Origin of the sequence: Shewanella kaireitica (genome assembly GCF_023284045.1) — a bacterium.
Lineage (GTDB): Bacteria > Pseudomonadota > Gammaproteobacteria > Enterobacterales > Shewanellaceae > Shewanella > Shewanella kaireitica.
This window is the reverse complement of record NZ_JAKIKQ010000003.1, coordinates 216,810-238,438: the sequence shown is the minus strand read 5'-3', so window position 1 is coordinate 238,438 and position 21,629 is coordinate 216,810. Positions and strand designations below refer to the sequence as shown.

At 43.3% G+C, this 21,629-nt stretch carries 16 protein-coding genes and 1 pseudogene; 6 read left to right on the top strand and 11 right to left on the bottom strand.

The window, feature by feature from the left end; all coding sequences use genetic code 11:
* Positions 1–187: 187 nt before the first annotated feature.
* Together L2730_RS06025 and L2730_RS06020 are read left to right on the top strand one after the other, a co-directional pair.
* Positions 188–1,220: pseudogene (locus L2730_RS06025) on the top strand (transposase).
* 261 nt (positions 1,221–1,481) lie between these two features.
* Positions 1,482–1,988 (top strand): DUF2059 domain-containing protein, encoded by a 507-nt coding sequence (locus tag L2730_RS06020; protein ID WP_248973762.1) that lies wholly within the window; start codon positions 1,482–1,484, stop codon positions 1,986–1,988.
* 242 nt (positions 1,989–2,230) lie between these two features.
* Here the strand turns inward: L2730_RS06020 and L2730_RS06015 are convergent, their stop codons facing one another.
* The 9 genes from L2730_RS06015 to L2730_RS05975 all read right to left on the bottom strand — a co-directional run bounded on the left by L2730_RS06015 (position 2,231) and on the right by L2730_RS05975 (position 12,593).
* Positions 2,231–2,767 (bottom strand): porin family protein, encoded by a 537-nt coding sequence (locus L2730_RS06015; RefSeq protein ID WP_248973761.1) that lies wholly within the window; start codon positions 2,765–2,767, stop codon positions 2,231–2,233.
* 329 nt (positions 2,768–3,096) lie between these two features.
* Entirely contained in the window at positions 3,097–6,666 is a 3,570-nt protein-coding gene (locus L2730_RS06010; RefSeq protein WP_248973760.1) for a zinc-dependent metalloprotease, read from the bottom strand.
* Positions 6,667–6,689: 23 nt separating this feature from the next.
* A complete protein-coding gene (locus L2730_RS06005) occupies positions 6,690–7,562 on the bottom strand; it encodes a hypothetical protein (RefSeq protein WP_248973759.1) in 873 nt (290 codons plus the stop codon).
* 135 nt (positions 7,563–7,697) lie between these two features.
* Complete coding sequence (locus tag L2730_RS06000) at positions 7,698–8,057, bottom strand: hypothetical protein (RefSeq protein ID WP_248973758.1); 360 nt, start codon at positions 8,055–8,057, stop codon at positions 7,698–7,700.
* 499 nt (positions 8,058–8,556) lie between these two features.
* Positions 8,557–9,921, bottom strand: coding sequence for a leucyl aminopeptidase family protein (locus L2730_RS05995; protein WP_248973757.1), 1,365 nt, complete (start codon positions 9,919–9,921; stop codon positions 8,557–8,559).
* Between the two features lie 145 nt (positions 9,922–10,066).
* The gene (locus L2730_RS05990; protein WP_020913409.1) at positions 10,067–10,495 is read right to left on the bottom strand and encodes a hypothetical protein; all 429 of its coding nucleotides are present in this window, start codon (positions 10,493–10,495) and stop codon (positions 10,067–10,069) included.
* 108 nt (positions 10,496–10,603) lie between these two features.
* Positions 10,604–11,374 carry a ribonuclease H family protein gene (locus L2730_RS05985; RefSeq protein ID WP_248973756.1) on the bottom strand — a complete coding sequence of 257 codons (771 nt, stop codon included), beginning with the start codon at positions 11,372–11,374 and terminating at the stop codon, positions 10,604–10,606.
* 39 nt (positions 11,375–11,413) lie between these two features.
* Positions 11,414–11,980, bottom strand: coding sequence for a DUF1415 domain-containing protein (locus L2730_RS05980; RefSeq protein ID WP_248973755.1), 567 nt, complete (start codon positions 11,978–11,980; stop codon positions 11,414–11,416).
* Between the two features lie 19 nt (positions 11,981–11,999).
* On the bottom strand, positions 12,000–12,593 hold the full coding sequence (locus tag L2730_RS05975) for a LysE family translocator (RefSeq protein WP_248973754.1): 594 nt from the start codon (positions 12,591–12,593) through the stop codon (positions 12,000–12,002).
* Between the two features lie 573 nt (positions 12,594–13,166).
* On the opposite strand from L2730_RS05975, the gene L2730_RS05970 reads away from it, so the two are divergent.
* Together L2730_RS05970 and L2730_RS05965 are read left to right on the top strand one after the other, a co-directional pair.
* A complete protein-coding gene (locus tag L2730_RS05970) occupies positions 13,167–16,121 on the top strand; it encodes a M9 family metallopeptidase (protein ID WP_248973753.1) in 2,955 nt (984 codons plus the stop codon).
* Between the two features lie 236 nt (positions 16,122–16,357).
* On the top strand, positions 16,358–16,924 hold the full coding sequence (locus L2730_RS05965) for a DUF4136 domain-containing protein (protein WP_248973752.1): 567 nt from the start codon (positions 16,358–16,360) through the stop codon (positions 16,922–16,924).
* A gap of 88 nt (positions 16,925–17,012) precedes the next feature.
* Here the strand turns inward: L2730_RS05965 and L2730_RS05960 are convergent, their stop codons facing one another.
* Positions 17,013–17,831: a DUF2797 domain-containing protein gene (locus L2730_RS05960; RefSeq protein ID WP_248973751.1), complete on the bottom strand. Its 819-nt coding sequence runs from the start codon at positions 17,829–17,831 to the stop codon at positions 17,013–17,015.
* A gap of 339 nt (positions 17,832–18,170) precedes the next feature.
* Here L2730_RS05960 and L2730_RS05955 point away from each other — a divergent pair, with 339 nt between their 5' ends.
* Positions 18,171–18,554, top strand: coding sequence for a hypothetical protein (locus tag L2730_RS05955; protein WP_248973750.1), 384 nt, complete (start codon positions 18,171–18,173; stop codon positions 18,552–18,554).
* A gap of 96 nt (positions 18,555–18,650) precedes the next feature.
* Here the strand turns inward: L2730_RS05955 and L2730_RS05950 are convergent, their stop codons facing one another.
* Positions 18,651–19,151, bottom strand: a complete 501-nt coding sequence (locus L2730_RS05950) for a glycine cleavage system transcriptional repressor (RefSeq protein WP_248973749.1) — start codon at positions 19,149–19,151, stop codon at positions 18,651–18,653.
* Positions 19,152–19,331: 180 nt separating this feature from the next.
* Between L2730_RS05950 and L2730_RS05945 the strand changes: the two genes are divergently transcribed.
* Entirely contained in the window at positions 19,332–21,587 is a 2,256-nt protein-coding gene (locus tag L2730_RS05945; RefSeq protein ID WP_248973748.1) for an ABC transporter permease subunit, read from the top strand.
* Positions 21,588–21,629: the final 42 nt, after the last annotated feature.

The following is a 21,629-nucleotide window of genomic DNA, read 5'->3' as shown; positions in this document are numbered from 1 at the left end:
AAGATGGCACTATTCAAGTCAGAGGTGCTTTTTGCACAGTTAGTTTCAGGCTCATTTAAGGTGTAAACGACTTTGGTGATTGTACTCATTAATGCGCGCCAATAATAAATACTTAGACAGCCATAGTTAATGGCATCAATCGCGACCTCCTACTATGCTTGATTTGAGCATTTAACAAGGAGGTTGCATGCCGAGACCAAGACGAACTCTCATTAGTATTGAGCTCTTTATTTGGTAAGAAGTCCCTATTATCACTGCTGTAGCCGCGTCGTTCGGCGTGCATGCTGTCGAAACAAAAAGTGTGTGGTGATGATAAATACACAGGCAAAAACTATGACCACCGCAGAGGCTGGGTTGAGGAGCAACTACTCAAGTTAACCGAAGCATTTGCCATTGACGTTGCGGCATACGCATTCTTTACCAAAGAGAGGGAGTAATCATTTGCACCTTGTACTTTATATTGATTTAGATACCGTGAATAGCTGGTCAGATAGAGAGGTTGTCGAGCAATGGCATAAACTGTTCAATGGCACAGCGCTGACGCAAAAATTTGTTAAAGGTGAAGTGATTGAAGAGTGCATGGTCGCACAACTTAAACAGCTTATCGCGACTTACCATTCACGCCTTAGTGACATCAGTTGCTAACGTTTTCATAAGAGTTGCGGTGCTTGAATGAACCTATCGCGAGGCAAGCCAATATTGAGGATAGCTGCACGGGGCACTTCTGGGAAGGGCGTTTTAAATCTCAGGCGCTGCTAGATGAGGCTGCAGTCCTAGCCTGTATGGCCTATGTTGAGCTCAACCCTATTCGTGCCAAGATGGCGAATACACCGGAGAAATCTAATTTTACGAGTATCAAATTAAGAATCGAAGCTGCACTAAAAGGCGAGCAGCCCAAGTCACTCTTGCCCTTTATTGGTAACGAAAGAGTCAATCAGCCTAAAGGCATTGCATTTTCGATAAAAGATTACCTACAGCTTGTCGATGAAACGGGAAGAGTTATTCGCGACGATAAGCGTGGGGCCATCTCTTCGAGCGCAGAAACCATTTTGAATCGACTCAATATACCATCAACAAATTGGGTTAAAATCGTCAGAGAATTTGGCCAATTGTTTCATGGTCCCGTTGGTACATTGCAGGAGTTCAGCCGTTACTGTGAGAATCTCAACAAACGGCGAAGGCATTTTTCAAGCAGCTGCGAGTATATGCCAAGCCATTAACCCAGCGTTTTTCAAAATAGAGGTCATCTAATATCGACTTTCCTCAGACAATATCGCTGAGTTGATTATCTGCGCTCCTTAGAAAGCAATATCAGTCAAATTTCATCATTTCAGGCATATTTCACCAGCAGAATGCTGTTAGCTAGGAATATTCATGATAAGAATACGACCAAGTATTGAATTCGCGCTCTTAGCTCGTTATGTTGTTGATTAATAATGGCTGGCTATTAACTTTTGCGACATTTAATTAAGGGATTAATAATGAAAATTTTTACGATGCTGTGTTTTATATCTTTGGTTACGTTTTCTGCTCACGCTGAACAACAGTCATCAAAAGAGTCTGTTGAAAAGTTAATGGAGTTAACTGAGGTGGCAAAAATGATGGATGCTATGCACGGACAGATGCGCCTCATGTTTGATGAAATGTCAAAACAAATGGATATTTCAGAAAAGGACAAACCTATTTATGATAATTATATGAGTAAGTATGCGGATTTATTAGAAGAGCAGATGAATTGGCAAACTTTTAAGGGGCCAATGATCGAGGTATATTCAAACCATTTCACCGAAGAAGAGGTTAAAGGACTCATCACTTTTTATGAATCAGACACTGGGAAAAGTATGGTTAGAAAGATGCCTATGATAATGCAAGATTCGATGCTGGTTTCACAAGAGTTGATGAAAGACTTTTTACCTAAAATGCAGGCGTTATCAATCGAAATGCAAACAGAGATCCAAGAGGCTCGTAAAGGTGGTACTGAAGAGTAGGTTGACTCAATAATAGCCTATGGTCTAGCACTTTATTGAAATAGTGGGAGCTGCCAGGGCCAGAGTAAATACATAGACAGCCATAGTTAATGGGCCATTGTTAATGGCAACTTGTATTTCTTGGCCACTACAGCAGATACAAAAAGCCTCAGCGCTATTGAAAGTGACTGAGGCTTTAGTTATTTAGCTTTCAAGTACAGAGCAGCATTTATGTTAGCGGGCTGTAATCTATCTATAAGTGGTTAAAACTTATAGTCAACACCTAGCATGACAGCATCTAGCTTGTAAGCATCGTGAGATGAAATGCGCATCGCTTCTAAGCTGATGCCAAAACTATCCGTTACAGCGTAACGCACGCCAGCACCAAAGCTAGCGCTGCTTTCAGAACCACTCGATTTGCTTTTACTATGTGGCACTGCAATTAAACTATCCTTCGGTAAGTTTGCAGAAGTCGCACCTGCCAATCCATAAACAGATAATGACTCAGTAATAGGGTACTGAACTTTTGCATAAACCGAAGCAAAGCTATTCAGTTCAATATCAGATGAGCGCTGGTTAACACCGCCATATCGTACTTCTGCGCCAAAGTAGTCGTTAAAATCATAGCCAGCCTTAATGGCTGCTACGCCAGTTGTTTCAGCCTTTTCCATTAACTGATGGCTTTGCTGGCCAGAGCCTGCGTTGGCACCTAAGTAAAAGCCCGTTGCATTGGCTGCCATTGGTGCTGCAAGTACAGTAGTAAGCGCTGTTGCTAGTGTAATAAGTTTTACGTTTTTCATAATCAATTCCTCAATAAAGTTTAGTTTTAAAAGCAAGGTAATCCTTGGTTGAGGTAATAATCCCATTAAAAATGAAATACATTAAATGACTTTGTATATGCAATTCGAATGCTTCAGCAGGGTGAACACAGAATAAACCTTATACTTACCCCTTTATCAAGCGCTCTCGGGCCAGAGTAGATGGTTTAACTTCGTGTCTCCCTTCAGCAGGCCAACTCAATGTTAAGCAAGATATGCTTTCAATAAAAAAGGCCTGTAGATACAGGCCTTTTTGGGGGAGCAGTCTTTAACTACTGGTTAGGGCTACTAACCGTTATCTGATCTAACCGTTATGACAATACGGGTAGGTAAGTCAGCACGCGTTTGTCTCTGGCGACCATAGGATCGACGATTAACTCTTTGAAGGTGGCGCCATCGGCATTCATGACATGATCCATCAACGGCTTATTGGTCATTAATGTATCAAGCTGTTCTAGTTGCTCAATCAGTGCTATCGCTAGCGTGTTTTCGTCAGTGGCTACATAGTTCTTGCCCTGTAGCGAGATGGTTTTCACTGAACTGACTGCGTCACTTGCCAAATGAATACCGGCAAATTCACGCCATACTCGGGCTTTCTCTTCGCCGCGGTAGTCACTGTCATGTGAGGCCAGCACCACTTGCTTGAGCATCATCTGCAGCAGATTGCTCTTACCTTTCATTTCGCCAGTGCTTTGCGGGAAGCCAAAGTAACGCCCAAGTGATGTGGCATAGCTCGGTAGGGCTTCTATCTGCTGGTCGGCATAATCCACATCGCTACTATAGTATTGTGGGTCAACATCGGCACAGGCATTTTTAAGCGCTGGGTTAGTTAGGTAACCATTAAGATCACTCACAGTATTGCCCATGGTCATGTGGCAAAGCATGCCTTGCAATTGGCCATGAACTTTTGCGGTATCGGCCAATGCATAGTAAGTACGACCTGTGGTGCTTCTAGGTGACTTTCTGGTTAGCAATTGGCGCACAGCTAACAGCTTATCAGGCCACATTCCCAGTACATCTCTTTCGTTAACATAAGGATGGTTTGGGTTTGATTGTGGCGCTTTAAGACCGTTAAGTAGACGTCCTTTATTGACGGTGACATCGGCATAAACCAGATCTTGGTAGGCAGGCACTACATCTGCTTTTACTAATAGTTGCTTAAGCTTCTCAGGATCTTGCTCAAAGCTGATGATGATTTTACCAACATCTAAGCTTTCATCGAGTTTATTCCCGTTGAGACGGTAAATTCTCGCCAGTAGATCTTCCAGTGAATGAACCTTAGTAAATGCCGTGCTGTCATCGCTGTTCATTTTGTAGGTGACATGCAGGAAGATATCATTCATGCCTGCCACTTTTAAAAATGTGTCAGCAGCTTTATTGACTGCTCGTTGGGATGCACAGAACCAGTACGTTTGATGCGTAGGACAAAACTCGGCCAGATCGTTTTGACTAAAGGCAAATAGCTCCTCCGCCGTCGCGGTATCTTCAACAAACTGACGAATATCGTTAAAGCCGCTGAGGCGGTCGATAGTGTAGGGCAGTATATTGTCTTCAAACAGCGTTTGACGGTTGTGACGTACGTTCATGGTGTCGTAACTGTCGAAGTATCGATCAACATAGTATTGCGCGATATCATCGTTGTTCGTCCCTGCATCAAAACGGTTACAGTTACTGTTTAACGACACGTGACCGTCGGTACAGAAAGCAAAGTACCTTAAGTCATTTTCGGCGGCAATGTTATGCAGTGCACCATATTGCGTTGCACCAGTTAAGTTACCCTCGCTAAGCTCTTTACGACGAATTGCATCTTGCTCTTTCAGTGACACCATAGCGCCATCTGTGGTTTCAACGTTACGTGCATAACCAAAGCGCAGTGCGGCGAGGTCGTACTTCTCAAATGTAGTGGCAAAACGGTCAGCGTTATAGTCCATTTGGCTTGAGAAATCCGCTTTTACAGTGAGGTTGGGGTAACCCGCGGCGGCAAATGCGGACTCAAATTTGCTGATCTCTTGTTCATTAAAGAAGTTAGCTTGATCGCGACTACCAGCAAAGTTATGGCGTAAGCCAAACGTATGCCCAAGTTCATGGGTTAGGGTGCCTGCAAAGGCCTGCGCTGCAAGTTTGATGACCAGATCTGATTGGAAAGCGGTCGACATTTTTTCGATGTCTTTTAATTTTCCACCGACAATACCATCGATCCAAAATTCGCTATTGGTCCAATCAATTTCATGACCTTTCAGACCTCTTGGTAGTTCCCGCAGCGCACCGCCACCTAGACCAAATGCTTCGTTAACACTCATTAGGTTGTGTTCAGCCCAGAAGTCATCGGTTTTGTTGTGTTGATTGACCAGCTCTTCTAGTGGTGCACTGTCGGCTGTGTCAGTTGAGAGCGTTGGGATTTTCGCTTGCGGTAGCTCAGCTTGCAGTGGCTGGCTGCTCATTGAGCTATCGCTGGTCGCTGTTTGCTGGGCAACCAATTTGTTGGTCGCCACTTCATTGGCTCGGGCTATCACCTCAGGTGCTGGAGTGTAGTCGACACCTGTGAGTGCTTTTACTGAGCTTGGGTCAAGCATACCGCGATTATAGTCGAGCTGAACGCGACGGTAGTAACGGGTAGAACCTTGCTCTAGGTTGGCGCTATATTGATCGACCCGGCCGCTAACAATTTCGCCGGTTAATGGGTTAGCCGCTGATGGACCATACCCTGCCAAGCCATTGTCGAGTGGCTCATCAAACAAGGTAATATTGCTATAACGCAGATCGCCGTGACGGTGGTTGCCCGCTTTTTCTAGCTTGATTGGCGGTAAGCCTGTTTCGAACATCTTATTTTGGATGTTCATCGCGGTGATGCTTTCGTTGGCAGCATCTAAGAATGGCTTGTTTTTATCTTCAAAAAAGTTATTACTGAGGTAATAGGTAATCGCCGCTTTTTTCGGATTGTAGTGGTTCAAGTATTGACGTACATAGCCGTCTTTACCCGCGGCATGATTGCCGTCACGATAGTTATGTTGGGTTCTAAAAAAGCCATAGCTGCCATTTTCATCTTCACTATATGGCACCACGTCAAAGTCATCACTGGCGAGTTGGTCAACAGCTACAATGGAGATATATTCAGTGGTTGTGAAAGAGAGGTTGTCGAAATTACCTTTAAAGAACTTACCAAAACAAGCGGGGTTGGCTTGATAGGTATGCTCGATTTCAAAGTTGATTACGCCATTGGCTAAGTCCATTTCATAACCGTGCCAATCGCCATCTTTAACTAAGTGCGCCGATTCTGTTTCGGTGGTGCACTGTTTGAAGGTGACCAGATCGGTATAGTTCTCTTCGGCAATTTGTGCCGCTTCAAAGTGAGGAATAAAGAATTTCTTTTGATCCCAAGTGACATTGCGGTCGGTGATCTCTTCCTCTTTGTTAGTGCAGTCATTCCAATTGTCTTTTTGGCATTGGAAATCAACGTATTCACCAGGAATGGTTAGCACAGGGGCTTTGTTGTACTCATTGTCGTAGCGAGAACCATGGCCAAGGCCGATGTTATCGCGGTCTATTTGCCGTACTTGAATACCGTTTTCAGTCATACGTAAGGTGACGAGTTTTTCATCTCCTTGCGAAAAGCCATGTATGGGGGCTGAATACCTTGGTGCGTCGCCTAAGCTGCGGGTATATAGAAACAGTCGCTCTGGCTGTTTAACTGCAAGTTCAGACAAGGATGTAGCCGTCGTTTGTTGGCCATTGGTTACGCTGGTGTCAGTGGTTGCTTCTTTGAGATTTTGCACCGAGACCATTTTCTCATCTTTCTTCACTTCCTGATACGGCTCATCAGAGCCACAACCATTGAGGGCTATGGCCCCAACAATGGCGAGCGTTATCGTCGATATTTTCATGTAAACCTCTCTTCCAATTAATGTTATAAGTATTTTGTTATCGACAAGTAAAAGACTGAACTTCGTTTGTCATAGATCTCAAATCCATGAGATGAACCTCTTTCTGGGTCATAGAATCCGCCGCTGTTATTGTGGCCAGCAGCGACTATCCAACTGGGTGAAAATTCCCAGCCAATCTCTTGGCTAGCAGTAAATAAATTGTCATAGCGACTGCTATTGAACTTCTTGGCCATACCGTACGAGCCACTGACATCTAAATACCAGTTATCGGTAAACTGCCAGGTCGCATCTGCCAATATGTCGATTTGATGCTCTACAAAATGCTCGCCCTGTCGGCCGATTTCATACTTGTAGGCGTTGTACCTAAACCTTGGTGATATATAGAAATTCCATACATTATTGGGCCGATAGAACAGGTAACCTGCGACTCGAGGTGCAGCTTGTAGTTTGTTTTCTTGACTGGTGTGGCTCGTAGGCAAAAATACCCCCGCGCTGCCGATTAAACTCCAGTCTGAGTTAAAGCTTTTCACTGGCGTGCGGTACTCAAGAAATGTGTCGTAGTAGTACGATTGGTCGTGATGGGTCTCGACCTCTCCCCCAACAGATAAGCGGATACTGCCCCAACTGTCTCGATAACCTATACGGCCATTGCCGCTTATTGATTGATAAGAGCTAGGCTCCGATTGCCCGTAGACGTTGGTTGTTGCGGTCGCACTGACATAACCTGACCAGTTGGAAGTGGTTGAGCTATTTGCCGCTGATACATTTTCATTATCAGCGAGAGCTGATGACGATAATGTGCAACTCAAGCCCATTACAGCAGTGCAAAGTAGTGCTTTTTGATAACTGAGTCGGCGTTTGCCCGAAAGCAAGGCGCAGTTATTCTTAGACGGCATAATTCCACCCTTTAAGAGATCACTTGTTGATTAGCTGGCAATGATTAAAAAGCCAAACGGTTAAGATTTAATTTTCAGTTTTTGCTGCTTTATCCGATTATCGGATCAGCATTTTGATGACTCAAAGTGAGTCAGTTAGGAAGGGCAGCCTTTAATTGGCTTGATCCAGCTATGGACAATCGACACCAAATTGATGATTTTTTTAGGCGTCTTGTGTTTGAGGTTTCTTATTACTAAGTAATTGCTGAAGAGTAGCAATAGACAAAAGAATGCCGAATTAGCTGGGAGTAAATTAATATCAAGCTCTTCGGTTTCCGCCACGAGTGTGCTCGATACACGCTCGACAGTTGAGCTCACCTTTTGGCACAGCATAGTAACAATAACGACTTGAGACAGCGCAAACTTGTTTTTATACAGCGAAAACTCATGCTGCTTTGTCTGCAGTAAAGACTGATTATTAGACGAGACAGCGTCAACTTCTGTTTTAGTTACCATAAATTGACCGACCAAAAAGATGGCGATCAAAATAGGCAAACAAAGTAGAGTTTTACTTAATCTCTTCAAACTGGTTCTCAATAAATTAGTGCTGAATAGGTCATTTTAAACTCAAAACAGTTGATACAAAGTGATACAAATGTTTTTAAAGCTAAATTTCACTGTAGGAAATTAGTAAAAAAATTTCAATGGCTAATTGATATGCAGATGAATAATGTGACTCTAGTCCCATAAAATAAACGCTACAAACACTAGCAACTTAGTGGTTGCAACTAGTTTGTTACATTGTATCTTTGACTTAAACTTTTTATTTACAGTGTTGAGGTAGGCGGTTGGTAACCTTGTAACGTTTAGGCATGCGCAATGTTTAATTGGGTTGAAGTGAATATGCGTGGCGAAGTAAAGAGTGAGAGGGGAGGCAGTAATGCACTGTAAATAACCAGTGCATTACTAAACTTGCTAACTTGAACTTTAAAAGGTGACCTTGGTGAGGCGGCTATTAGGCTTTTACGTAGCGGTTTTGCAAGTAATCAAATACCGCGCGAATACCAAAGGCTTCACCACCAACTGGGCGACCCGGTAGCTTACGGTTGTTCCATGCCATCACGTCAAAGTGGCTCCAGCTGATCTCTTTGTCAACAAAGGCTTCGAGATAAAGTGCTGCGGTAATCGCGCCGCCAAATGGGGTTTTACCACAGTTGGCTAAGTCAGCAATGTCGCTGCCAGTTAACTCTAGATACGGCTTATGTAGTGGCATACGCCATACTGGATCGTCAACACTTAAGCCTGATGCGGTAATGCCAGCGGCAACTTGGTCATCATTACTAAAGAAGCCTGGTAACTCTGTGCCTAGTGCGACCCGCATAGCGCCAGTTAGCGTGGCAAAGTCGATCATTAACTCTGGTTTGTCGTTGTTGGCTTCTGCAAGGGCGTCACACAATACCAAACGGCCTTCAGCGTCAGTGTTGTCAATCTCAACGGTAATACCTTTGCGAGTGGTGATCACATCACCGGGTCTAAAGGCATTGGCTGATACTGCATTTTCAACGGCTGGCACCAATACACGTAGGCGGATGGGTAAGTTGTTAGCCATAATCAGCTGCGCTAAACCAATAACATGAGCGGCGCCGCCCATGTCTTTTTTCATCAAACGCATACCAGCGCCTGGTTTTAAGTCGAGCCCACCAGAATCGAAACATACCCCTTTACCGACCAATGTCACTTTTGGTGCTGATTCGTCGCCCCAAGTGAGGTCGATAAGTCTAGGTGTATTTTCACTCGCACGGCCAACCATGTGAATAGTTGGGTAGTTTTGCTCAAGCAGTTCATCACCGACAATTTGGGTCAGCGTAGCGCCAAACTCATTTGCCATTGTTGTCATGGTTTCAGCCAAGTGTTGCGGCATCATATCGGCGGCGGGAGTGTTGACTAAGTCGCGTACTAAAGAGACTGAGCGAATGAATCTATTAGCTTCGTCTGCTTGTGCTTGTGTTGGCACGATAAGTTGCGGGTGCTGCTTGTCACTTTTCTTGTAACGGTCAAACTGGTATGCACCTAAACCCCAACTAAAAGCAGCGGTTTTAATCTGCTTATCATCGGCATTTAATTGATACTGACCCGCAGGCAGTTGGTTAACTAAATCTCCACAAAGCCAGTAGGAATCGTCGCTGTTACTCACAAAAATAACTTCAGCGAGTTCGCCTTGGGTATTTGGGATAAGGCTCATGCCTTTGCCTGAGAACTGTGTAGTCTTCAGCCAGTTAGTCACACTGCTAGCTTGCTTATCGCGCCATTGTGCAAATGTTTCGCTGTTGAAAATAGAAAGGGGAATGCCTGAAACACCTGAAACGATGATATTGCTCATGTAGGGACTCTTTATAGTAATAACGATTAGTTAAAAAGATAGCTATAAGAATATCAGGCTGGAGTCTATCTAGAAAGCAAAGAGATGATTTTACGAGGATATGTAACGTTATCGCTGTGCGAGGTTTTCTGCGATTAGGTTGGCGTTATTGCCCCGCATTACTGGCTTTTATGCGATTCTTTCTAGCACTATTTCTTGAAAGCTGGCGTGCATTGGCTTTACGCTCAGACATGTTATTAAACGAGCTCGGTAACACATCTACCCCAACCATTTTGCCAAGCTTCAACACCAATGGAATGGTTAATGGTGCAAAGGGTAAAACGGCAAACACGCCAAGACCTAAGCCTTTTAGTAGGTCTGCAAATTGTTTGTTAGCATCGGCTAATTCATCTTTACTTGCTTGTTTGCGCGTATAGCGTTTGTAGGTGACCAACATCTCTTTGGTTTCTTGCTTCTCTTGAGATAAGGCTTCTTTCACAACCAACATATCCAGTTTTAAACGCAGCCAAAAACGACGTCTTCCAATACGGAGAACGCGAATAGGGGCTTTGTGTATAAGCAGGTATATGTTCATGGGCGCGATTGTCGCATAGCCTTAGTCTTAAGCCTATTAATTAAAGGTAAAATTATGTGATATAAGGTCAGTTTAGTTGGTTTTTAAACTGACCGTAGGTTTTGACGGTTAACCAGCGCGCAGACTAAGGATCGCGGAGAGCTCAATGGGGTCAGGGTAACGGCAAAACTGGCTGTCTTTTTTATCTATAGCGTAGATAGACATTCGGTCGGCAAGTTCATTACCTTCAATACCCACATGTGCCGGCACATGTTTGATTGAAAGTTTATCTTTAATGCTGTCATACAACTCATGAGATTGCTGAATGATATCGAGGTTTTTAATATCACCTGGCTTTTGTCGCTTCCAGCCTTTAGCTTTCCAGCCGTAAGCCCAATTGGTAATACAGTTAATTGAGTATTGCGAGTCACTTAAAATTTGTACTGTTTGCCCCAGTTTAATGCCTTTATCAGCTAATAGTATTGCTTGGTGTAGTGCATTTAATTCTGCTGAGTTATTGGTGCCATTAGCATTATATAAGCCATACCAAAGTTCACTTAGTTCGCCGCTGCGATAAACGGCAATCCCAGAACCTGCTTTTCCTGGATTAGGCTCGCAGCCGCCATCGGTAAAGATAGATAGTTCAAATTGGCTTAAATCCATTGTTTTACTAGCTTTTTCAACCTTTGTGGCTGTACTTTTTGTGCTAGTCGGTGATTTTTTTTGCGCTGCACCGCCGTAACTCGGTACACGCTTAAATGCAGCTTCTGCTTCTGCTTTGGTCTTGAACGACTTATATTTCGCTTGCGGGAACTTATCTACCTGTTTTTTTGTGTAGTCCCAGCTGGTAAAAATGCCTGTTTCGCGTCCTGCCCACACTACATAATACTTAGTTGCCATCTGTTGTTATTCCTCGTATTTAATACGCTATGGGCAGAGTTATTGTGGTTTTTTGCACTGAGCGAGTAGCTCGACAAAAAACTCACTGCCTTTACGTTCAGCAAAGGCGATATTGCGCTCAGGGATCGTTTCTGGGTCGTCGTAATTGGCTAAGGCGAGCTCCATACTGGCTTCACGAATAATGTGCAATGTCGGTAAAGGTGAACGATTAGTATAATTGGCAGCACTGTCTTGTGGCTCGCCATCAAAGCAATAATCAGGGTGAAAGCTCGCGAGTTGATATTGTCCTTCATAACCCTGTTCAAACAACAAGTCAGTTGCAATATCCACCAGATCTAAATAGGGGTAAAAGCCCTCAAAACCACGAGGCAATATAAACAGCGTGGTCTCGACCTCGTCATGTTCATCAAGGAAGATACACTCTTGGATTAATGCTTCTAAAACCAACTGCAATTTAGCTTCGTCTATGACGGCATAACGAATGCTAGCACGCTCGACTTCGCGACGAGCAAAAGGGCAAATGTTGTACTTCATAATCACTTGCTTAACCCAATTCTCTGTTTGGGTTGCATACTCTTGCAATTCTGGGTCGATATTATTGGTCATTGCATACTGCCTGTGGTTGTTATGGCGCGATCATAGGGATGATTGAGAGTACAAGCAAGAGCGCCATGGTGACGTTAAATATTTTCTGTTGCTTTTGATTCTTTAATAGTCGTTTTAGCACAACACCAAACCCAAGCCAAATAAAGGCACTTGGTAGCGCAACACAGAAAAACACGGTCGCTATAGTGATGACTTGCGGCGTGAGTGCTTGCTCCATAGTGGTAAAGGTGGCAATTGCACCTATGCCCATAATCCATGCTTTGGGATTCACCCACTGAAAAGCGGCCGCTTGAATGAAGCTAAAAGGTGCAGGAGTATTTTTACCTTTTAACTTATTACTGCTGTTGGCAATCAACCAAGCTAGATAGAGCAGGTAGGTGATCCCGACATACTTAACGATGACATGCAACACGGGGAAGAGTTGGAACATGGTGCTTAAGCCTAATCCTATGGCTAATACCATGGCTGGAAATCCAAAGCAGATCCCGAATAGATGCGGCAAGCTACGCTTGATGCCAAAGTTTACACCTGATGACATCAACATAATATTATTTGGACCAGGGGTGATACCCGATGAAAACGCAAACAGCGCGATGGTGAAAATAAGTTCCATTAAAGCTAAAGCCAAAACTGCTGAAATCGATCTTCATTCTATCTTTCCTTTCGTGCATAGCAACGATTTTACAGAGATATCTAGCAAAGGTGGTCTGTATTGTGCCTAAAAAGCACCATTAGTATAGGTGGTGGCTAAACGATAACTCGCCCCTCACTTTTCAAACGATTTACGACGGTACTCATCGGAGTTTGTACACTTGTTCTGTTCAATGCTTCCTCAGTCTAAATATGATTAGCTTACTATTTATAATGAGTTACCTCTATTTTTCGGCACTCATTTTGTTTTTTGCACATACGTAACTGAAAGCTATTACAGTATTTTAATGTCTTTAATCTTCTGCCAATTACAATATTTATTGCCAATAAGTGTGTTTTCTTATAAGTAATTTCCCCCTCAATGTTGACTGTATACAATATAAATTATAGGTTGTATCTGCACTGTTACATATTTGTTAAATAGTGTTAACAATAAAACTATAAGCGTGGCAATGAATACCTTTGAGTATTCCATTAACTCACTTCCCTGAATTAGGTGATTGATGCAGATTTACCACAGTAAGCGGAGTAATTTATGCAACAACTATTGAAGAAATCAAAGCAAGATAAGACTTTTAAAGCGCATGTATTGGCTATCGCATGTTCTGCAGCACTTTTTCCGGCTATGAGCATGGCAAATGACAAGCCTAGTCCGACAAAAATTGCCGAAAAACCAGCTCACATTGAGCAACCTGCTCATAGATTTGAACGTGGTGATAACATTCCTGGTGGTGATGGAGCTGAGATTAATCAAAAAGAGTATTTGCCAGAAGCAAAAAAGGGCGAAGAAAAGGCAAAAGTTGAAGGTGCGAGTGGACAAAGGGGGCTCAAAGGGGCTGCGGGCCCACAAGCCGAGGTGCAATGTACCGATTATAGCCGATTTGCTAGTTTGAGCGGTCAGGCATTATTTGATCATGTCCGCACCGTGGACATGTCGTGTATTAATCAGCTGTTTGATAATGACGAAACTTCAGTTGCAGTTTACCAAAGCCAAAACGTGGTTGATGTTGCTAGTAGAGCACTCAATATAGCGGCGAGTTACGATAGCAGTAATGGTGATGAGATGCTCAAGCTCATCACGTTTTTACGTGCTGCATTTTACGTTGAATATTATAACGATAGCTTAACTTACACAGATACGAGTGCAGCGAACGCGGTGACTGATGTATTGGTTGCGTATGGAACAAATCCTTACTTTATTGATACTAGTACTATGCAGGCTGAAACACTGACCGAGTTTTTCATTGCTTGGGGTAACGCTGGTAGTTATAAGGAAAGTGTGCCAAGTATTACTCGCTATTTAGATGGGTTTAACTCTGCTCACTTAGCTAATGCACAACATAGTAAAGCGCTCACTAAAGCATTAACAACGCTATATTATGCACGCAATGATACTCGATTTAGTCAAGCGGCTGAAGGATATGGCGAGTTGCTTGATGCATTGCGTAAAGTGGCAACAGCTGACTATATAATTAACTCATCTTCAGATTTTCAATCTAAAGACGCGTTTAGTGAGTTTGCTCGATTCTATGTACATCACAAAGACAATAATTTGTCGGCCAGTTTTAAAACACGCTTGAATAACGGTACAGTTGCTTATAAAGACAAGTTTGAACTTTACAGTGCTGAGTGGGCGAATGCCGCTGATTACCTCTCTTATTACAATCCGAATGATTGCCAACAGTTTGGTGTCTGTAACTGGAAAGAAAATCTTGAAGCGAATGTATTGTCAGTTGATTACAGCTGTAGCAGTACCATCGCCATACGCGCACAGCAGATGACAACTTCAGAGCTACAACAATCTTGTGACCTTATGGGCGAAGAGGAGGTTCTGTTTCACAATGTTCTTGGGACTGGCAATCAACCTGTCGCTGATGACTACAACACCAACCTCGAAGTGAATATCTTCAACAGTACTGCAGATTATAAAGACTTCGCTGGAACTATTTTTGGTATTAGTACTGACAATGGTGGCATGTATCTAGAGGGCACGCCGTCTCAGCAAGGCAATCAGGCACGCTTTATCGCCCATGAAGCCACCTGGCTTGATGATGTACTTGTGTGGAACTTAGGCCATGAATATGTACATTATCTTGATGGTCGCTTTAATTTATACGGTTCATTTAGTCATTTTAATAATAAGACAGACAAGTCAGTTTGGTGGACTGAAGGTTTAGCTGAATATATTTCTAAGCAAAACCGTAATGATGATGTCATTGCTTTGGCTCGTGCTCAAACGTATACACTAAGTGAAATTCTAGCCAATGATTATGACAGTGGCAGTGAGCGAGTATATAGCTGGGGCTATTTAGCCGTGCGCTTCATGTTTGAAAATCACCGCGCTGATGTTGACGAATTGCTGGTTCATGCTCGTGCAGGGAATACGACTAGCTGGTTAACTTACATTAACAGTAATATAGGTCAGTACTATGATGCAGAGTGGAATACTTGGCTTGCAACTGTAACGAGCAACAATACTGGCATTGATACTGGGGTTACGCCACCGACAGATAGTGATGGTGATGGTGTTATTGATAGCGAAGATGCTTTCCCACAAGATCCAAATGAAACTAAAGATACCGACGGTGACGGCGTGGGTGATAATGCTGATGCATTCCCAACCGATGCAACTGAAACGAAGGATACTGATGGTGATGGTGTAGGTGATAACAGCGATGTTTTCCCTAACGACTCTTCAGAGTGGGCGGATTCAGATGGTGACGGTATCGGTGACAATGCAGACACTGATAATGGCACAACGCCAGTAGAAGACTGCGGTGTGACGACTATTACTGGCGGTAACCTAGTTGCTGATAATGCGTATTGTGTATCAGGGACTGGGCGTAACTCTTACTACACTTATGTCGATGCAGACAATACACCACTGTATATCTCAACAGCGGGAGGAAGCGGAGACGTTAATGTTTACTTCAACCAAAATACTTGGGCAGATGTAAATAGCTATACTGCTAAGTCTGAAAATGTCGGAAACAAAGAGCTAGTGAGTGTGACAGCTAATCGCGGTTGGGTTTATATCAGTCTTGTGGCTGTTTCTGAATACCAAGGCGTTAGCATTACGGTAAGCGAGACTGCACCGACTGGTAGTAACCCTGATAATGGTGGTGGCGATCCAGTGACACCAATACCTGTTGTTGAAGATGCTTGTGCAACAGAAAATCCATACAGCTACGGCGGACTTAATGCCGATGATGCAATCTGTATTGCTGATGGGAATGCTAGCTACTACTTCTATATACCAAACGGTGCGACAGAAGTGACAGTAAAGAGTGGTAATGGTAGCGGTGACGTCAACTTATATGGAGATAGCCGCACATGGGCAAGTGCGTCTTCCTATGAAGTTAAGTCTGAAAATAGTGGCAATGCTGAAACATTAACAATCAACAATCCAGCTAGCGGTTGGTACTATATTAGTGCTGAAGGCGCGCCATCTAGCACTGGGGCAAGCTTGGTTGTTAGTGTGCAAAACTAACCACTAAAGTGAACGAACCCTGTATTAAAGCCGGCGCGATATAAGCCGGCTTTTTGCTTTTCATTTTTTCTATTGCTTCTTTTTATCCTGCATTTATACCAATCAATTAGCCATGTACCTGAATTAATCCAGAATCGCTAAACAGAGATAATAGGTGCAATTGTTATTAGGTCAGGTTAGGTTAATGTTTCAGATGTTAACCTGTCACGCACATGAAGAGATGGAATTTAAAACATATGACTAAACACTATATTACCGCAATATTGCTTGGACTCATGGCGCTGACTGGTTGTAGCTCTCAACCGACAGAAGAGTTGCAGGTCATTCGAACCACAATGGTTACCTCTGGAGATCTGTCTGTCATTAATAGTTCCACTAAGGTTTTCGATTGGCACCCAACTATGCTTGCGGTTCATGCAAATGATGAAGTGAATAAACAAGTGGTGGTTGCACATATGAAAAGTGCCATTTCAAAAGCTATGCTAGCCAAAGGCTACCGACAGGCAGCTGCCCATGAAGCACCCAATATACTGGTTGGGTTTGGCTTAGCGTTGGAGTCGGAGATGAGTGATAAAGAGATATTAAAGCGCGCGGGTTTAGTCGCTGGTTTATCGACTCAAGGTGTGGATGATAAATACGAGAAAGGTTCGGTGCTGGTTGCTTTGTTCTCTCCTCATAATCCACAACCAATCTGGCGCGTATTAGCACAAGGCTTTACTGAGTTAGATAAAAAGCCTGCCAATAGAGAGCAGCGATTTGATCAGTTACTATCGACGATGTTGAAACCGATTCCTACCGTTTAATGATATAGAATATCGCTAGTAAAACGCCCTGGTTACTGTTTGGTATTAGAACAGGGCGTTTTTGTATGCTCATTGCACTCTATTTGTACTAATAAGAGATACTGATTTCGTAAGAGCCAAATTTACGGATATTAATCACGCCGGTATCAAAGATTAAGTACTGACCTTTAATGCCTTTTAACACGCCAGAGACTTCAGGGTTCTTATCGAAATTATGCGAAGCAATTTTGGTTGGGAACTCGCTTACTGGGAAATTAATTTGTTGGATAGGCTCATCAAGTTGAGTCACAGCATACTCACCGTGCTCGGCGGTAATTTCAGCTAAGCGCTCAGCTATCTGCGGGATCAGTGTTTGTGCTTGGGTTTTAAGGTCGAGATCATCTGCATTCCCTTTAAGCATCGTGCGCCAATTGGTTTTATCTGCAATCATCTCAGCTAATGCGGTTTCAACTAGACCTGAAATTAACCGGGTCTCGACTTTGAAGATCGGTAAACCTTGAGTTGCGCCTTGATCTATCCAACGTGTTGGCAACTGCGTATGGCGGGTAATACCTACTTTAACACCTGAAGTATTAGATAAATAAACATAATGCGGCACAAAACAGTTTGCCTCGCCCCAAGATGGCTCACGACATGTTCCAGCGGCAAAATGGCAGGTTTCGGGTTTCATAATACACATATCGCAACTGGCAAGCTTTTGCATACAGACGTAGCAATGGCCTTGCGAATAACTCTTCTTGGTTTTTTTACCGCAATTACAACAGAGTATTTTTCCTGTGTGTGTCAGGGTTATTTCAGAGCCGATAAGTGGGTTTAAATCAAGTAACTCTTCACCGACGGGTAATTGATATTGCACCTGTTGATTTTCATCAAGGTGACTGCGCATTTTTCTGAGTGTTCCAAGCATGACATTACTTTCTTATTAGGTTTTAGAACAGTCTAACAGATTGTTTGTTGCTATCTGGAATGGTTTTATCGATTGCTATTGTTTATTTTTATCATGAAAGCGATGATTAAGTGTTTTATTTTTTATTGCGGATTAGGGTTACAGCTACGCTGTTTGTAGTGAGAAAACTACATGAAGTGAGCTTGTCATCAGTGCTTATTATGCACGGTGACTGTGCTGCATGCCCGGATGGTGGTGCAGAAATCAGTACGGGCATTGTTTAATTATTAATGCTTGTACTGATTGATATTAGTTAACGCCGGCTAATGATGAGTTAGCATCGAGTCAAAGGAGGGTTAAATGATTAAGGATGATATCGCTAAGGTAGATTTTCCGATTGGTGAACAACAGCTTAAGGATGAGCTTGAGATAAGTGGCTTCGATGTTACCGCTAAAAACGGCAGGCTAACAATTAACTTGGGAGATTTGTGCCGTGCACAAGTCGAATATGATTTTGCTAAAGCAAGGTATGTTATTCATACACGGGCGATAGCGGCGCTGCTTTCAAACGGCTTAATATTAGGTTTGTCAATTTTTAGCATATTGCACAATAAACCTTTCTATGGGGTCATATTGAGCCTAGTCATCATAGGGTTGTTTCACATTCTATTACAAGAAATCAAAGTGAGCAGAGCTCGTGACGTAGTGGAGCGCTATAACCGTGAGCAACGGACTAATCATTAGTTCAGGCGTAATTTTGATGTCGCAATGAATAAAGGCAGTCAAATTGTAACTTGACTGCCTTTTTTATAAATATGCTGCAAGGTCGGCATAAATTACTTAAGCCGTAAGGTTATCTAATACCACATCATCACCAATAGCATGCAAGGCTTCGGTTAACTTATCTTCATGGCTTGCATCTTTAAGGCCGACATTAAATTCTGCTCTAAACAGCGCAATACCTGTGTGACTGGCACTCTCGTACCGGGTACTCATGTGCTCGATATTAATGCCAAGTGCACTGATTTTATTTGAGATCTCATGCACGAGCCCCGGTCTGTCGTAAGCGACTAAAGAGTAACTTAGGTGGGTAACTTTATCGGCGACTTTTTTTGTTTTTGCAAAGGTTAACGCCACACCTTCCAAACTTTCCAAGGTTTCAATGAGCTCATCCCAATGAGCAGAAGGTACCTCAAGTAATAAGATGGCAGCAAAAATACCATCGATATGACGTAGCTCAGAATCTAACCAATTACCGCCATGATGGCTAACTGCATGGGCTATTTGTTCGACTAAGCCCTCTCTATCTGTTGCTTGTAGCGTAACTAGATACCTTAACATACTGATATAGCTCCATTAATTAATAAGTTAACCACTGTAACACTAGTGTCATTTTTGCGTCATATAATGCACCACATTAGAATACGTCACTGTAGTGCTTATTTGGTAACACTACAGTTAGCATAGTCGTTGATACAAGCCCAGTTTATTTTGCTGGCTTTTTAATAATCGAGGTTCTTAATGGAAACTCAGGTATCTCAGCCTGGATCTGCTGCAAAAAACCTATTGATAAACAATGGTACTTCGCGCAGAGCAATCATGGACAAAGCAGCCCAAGTTGGTGTCACCGTAGGTGGTACTATGGTTTTTGTGGCCTTGCTACTGATCTTCTTTTACCTACTTTATGTGGTTAAGCCGATATTTGATAGCGCTGAGGTAGCCCCTGTTGCTAGCGCTGATTATCACGATAGCAAACCAGCATTAATGGTTGGCAGCGATGAACAAAACGAAGTGATGTACCGTGTATCACAACTGGGTAAAGTGGATTTTTTTGATACACAAACATCGCAGCTAGTTAGAACGGAACAGATAAATACGCCTGCTGGCTCTCATGTGGTAAGTAGTTCTGCGGCAATGCCGAGTGAGCAGCGTTTTGCACTTGGCTTAAGCAATGGGCAAGTGATTATTGCAGGGGTTGAATTTGGGGTCACATACCCAGATAACAAACGTCTTATCACCCCTAAGCTTCGTTTTTATAATGGTAGTGCGCCATTGACCGTTGATGCAGATGGACATGCCCTTAACCATTTAGCATTCGATTACAGCAGCGATAAAATGAGCTTTGTTTATCAAGATGATAACAAAGTATGGCGCATCTCTCGTCAAGAAGGCGAAGAGAACATGATGACCGAAGAGGTCGAGTGGGTTTCTTATTCTGGTACCATTCCTGATGCTCCAGTGAACGTGCAGCAGCAATTGATGACTCCAGATCAACGCCAACTAATATTGAGCTCGGGTGACAAGCTATTTGTTTATGATATTCGTGATGCTGAAGCTGTCAGCCTTAGACAAGTACTAGAACTGGGACGTGCTAAAGCCAAAGTCACTAACGTGAGTTTATTGGCGGGAGCAAGCTCTTTGCTTGTTAGCTACGATAGCGGCCTAGTGCAGCAATATTTTCAAGTTAATGGTGATCAAGGACGTCAATACCAAGAGATCCGTGATTTCGACAATCACGCAGGTATTAAGAGTGTTGCCTCAGAATTTTATCGTAAAAGCTTTGTTACCATCACCGATGATGGCAATCTAAGCCTGCTTTACACCACCAGTCAGCGTGAACTGTTCTCTGAAAAGTTTGACCTTAAAAACCCTGGCACAATTGGCTTTAGCCCACGTTCAAATGCATTGGTTGTTGAAGCTGGTGGCAAGTTAAACTTGTTTAGTGTTTCCAATACCCACCCTGAAGTGTCGTGGAGCGCAATGTGGAGTAAGGTGTGGTACGAAGGTTACCCTGAGCCTAAATATGTATGGCAGTCTACATCGGGTTCAGATGACTTTGAGGCTAAATTAAGCTTGATGCCATTAGCATTTGGAACCATGAAGGCGGCGCTATATGCCATGTTGTTTGCTACACCACTGGCAATTGCTGGCGCGGTTTACACTGCCTACTTCATGTCGCCTAAAGTGCGCGCTATTGTTAAGCCGACCATTGAAATTATGGAAGCTCTGCCAACCGTTATTCTTGGCTTCTTAGCGGGTCTTTGGTTAGCGCCGCTGATTGAAGATAACTTGCCCGGAATATTGACCCTGCTGGTGTTGCTGCCAGCTTCAGTATTGTCCAGTGCATATGCTTGGCATAAATTACCTGCAAAGTGGAAGCAGCGTCTGCCTGATACTTATCAAGAGATCATGCTTATTCCTGTGATCCTGTTTATCGGTTGGTTCTCATTTGCAATCAGCCCAAGCCTGGAATCGGCATTCTTTGGTGGCGACACCCGTATGTTCATTACTAATGAGCTTGGCATCACCTTTGATCAACGTAACGCCCTTGTGGTGGGAATAGCGATGGGCTTTGCGGTGATTCCGACTATTTTCTCAATTGCAGAAGATGCAGTGTTCTCTGTGCCTCGTCACCTCTCAAACGGTAGTTTGGCATTGGGCGCAACCACATGGCAAACATTGACCAGAGTTGTGCTACTGACTGCAAGCCCTGGTATTTTCTCCGCGGTAATGATGGGACTTGGCCGTGCAGTCGGCGAAACCATGATTGTGCTGATGGCCACAGGTAACACCGCGATTATGGAGTGGAGTGTTTTCGAAGGGATGAGAACGCTAGCTGCCAACATCGCTGTTGAGATGCCAGAGTCTGCCATTGGCAGTTCTCACTACCGCGTATTGTTCCTTGCAGCATTTGTACTGTTTATCTTTACCTTCTTCTTCAACACGATTGCTGAAGTGGTGAGACAACGTCTACGTGAACGCTATAGCTCACTGTAACCGCTTATTTATATGGATGTTGAGATGATACTGAATATGTTT